Source organism: Bradyrhizobium sp. 190 (assembly GCF_023073415.1).
GTDB lineage: Bacteria > Pseudomonadota > Alphaproteobacteria > Rhizobiales > Xanthobacteraceae > Bradyrhizobium.
Genome location: NZ_JADPJL010000017.1, coordinates 1 through 1,514, shown reverse-complemented (window position 1 = coordinate 1,514; position 1,514 = coordinate 1). Strand labels below are relative to the sequence as shown.

At 62.5% G+C, this 1,514-nt stretch carries 2 protein-coding genes; both read right to left on the bottom strand.

Going from position 1 to position 1,514, the window contains the following annotated elements; translation table 11 throughout:
- Positions 1 to 1,059: IS91 family transposase (locus IVB22_RS14735; protein ID WP_247518058.1), on the bottom strand; the 1,059-nt coding region annotated here is incomplete at its 3' end.
- A gap of 11 nt (positions 1,060 to 1,070) precedes the next feature.
- A partial coding sequence (locus tag IVB22_RS14730; protein ID WP_247518057.1) for a tyrosine-type recombinase/integrase occupies positions 1,071 to 1,514 on the bottom strand: 444 nt, incomplete at its 5' end.

Here is a 1,514-nt window from a genome sequence, read left to right as displayed (position 1 = left end):
CTTCGCATTTACGGGCGTATCGGACTGCCGCATTCCGAGCAGTTCGCGGCAGCGGGCGAGCTTTTGCTTGCGGTAGCGGTTGCCCATGAAACCGTAATAACGGATGCGCTGAAATCCCTCTGGCAAGACATGGACGAGGAAACGCCGGATGAACTCCCCGGCGTCGAGCGTCATCACCTTTTGCCGGTTCTCGTTGCGATAGTCCTTCCACCGGAAGCGTACCTTGCCATCCTCGATATCGACAATCCGGTTGTTGGCGATTGCCACCCGGTGTGTGTAGCGTCCGACATATTCCAGAACCTGCTCAGCGCCCGCGAACGGTGGCTTGGCATACACCACCCAGTTGACCTGGCGGGCGGGATCCAGATAGCGCCGGAATGCAACGGGATCGTGCAGCCGTTCCAATGACGAAAAGAATCGCAACTCACTGGCATCGAACGCCCTTTGCAGGCCTTCGAGAAACAATCGCCGGAAGAGTCGGGAGAGCACGGCGACTGGTAGGAAGAAGCCGGGACGGCACGCGACCCAGCGGCTCCCGTAGGGCGATAGCCCGCCGCCGGGCACGACGCAGTGCAGATGGGGATGATGGCTGAGATTCTGACCCCAGGTATGAAGCACCGCGAAAAACCCGATCTCCGCGCCGAGATGTCGCCGATCGGCAGCGATGGTGCGCAACGTCTCGGCGGCCGCGTGGAACAGGATCTTGTAGACCGTGCTGGCATTCTGGAAGGCAATCGCGGCGATCTTGTCGGGAACGGTGAAGACAACATGGAAATACTGCGTATCGAGAAGCTCTTCCCGCCGAGCCTCGATCCATTCCGCTCGGGCGAGCCACTGGCACTTGGGGCAACTGCGGGAACGGCAGCTGTTGTAAGCGATCCGTCGTTCGCCACAGCGGTCGCACTGTTCGACATGGCCGCCGAGCGCCGACGTTCGGCAGCGCTCGATGGCAATCATCGCGGCGCGTCGTTCGGTCGATAGCGAGGCCCAGTGCTGCTCTCGCCAGGCAGCACCGTAGCGACGGAAGATATCCGCCACCTCCGGACCTGAGCGGCCCATGAGGCTGGCCGTCAGAAATGTTCGAGCGCTGGCGGCGAGGAAGCCTTGGGGATCGGACGCGGCAGCAGTTCAAGCGGGCTCGTCGCCGCGCAGACCTTGTTGGTAGCGATCCGCAGATATTGAGCGGTTGTTGACAGGCTGCGATGGCCGAGCAGGAGCTGGATGGTGCGGAGATCGGTTCCGGCTTCGAGCAGGTGCACCGCAAATGCGTGCCGCAGCGAATGCGGCGTCACCGGCTTGGTGAGTTTCGACACCCGATGTGCCTGGCGGCAGGTGGCATCTACGGCGCTTGTCGATATCGGTTCTCCAGCAACGGCGCCGGGAAACATCCATGCCCCGGTGGGTCGCACGGCGCGCCAATAGTTCGTCAGCACCTCCAGCAACCTGGCCGACAGCATGACGTAGCGGTCTTTCTGTCCCTTGCCCTGCTCGACGCGCAGCACCATGCGCTGGCG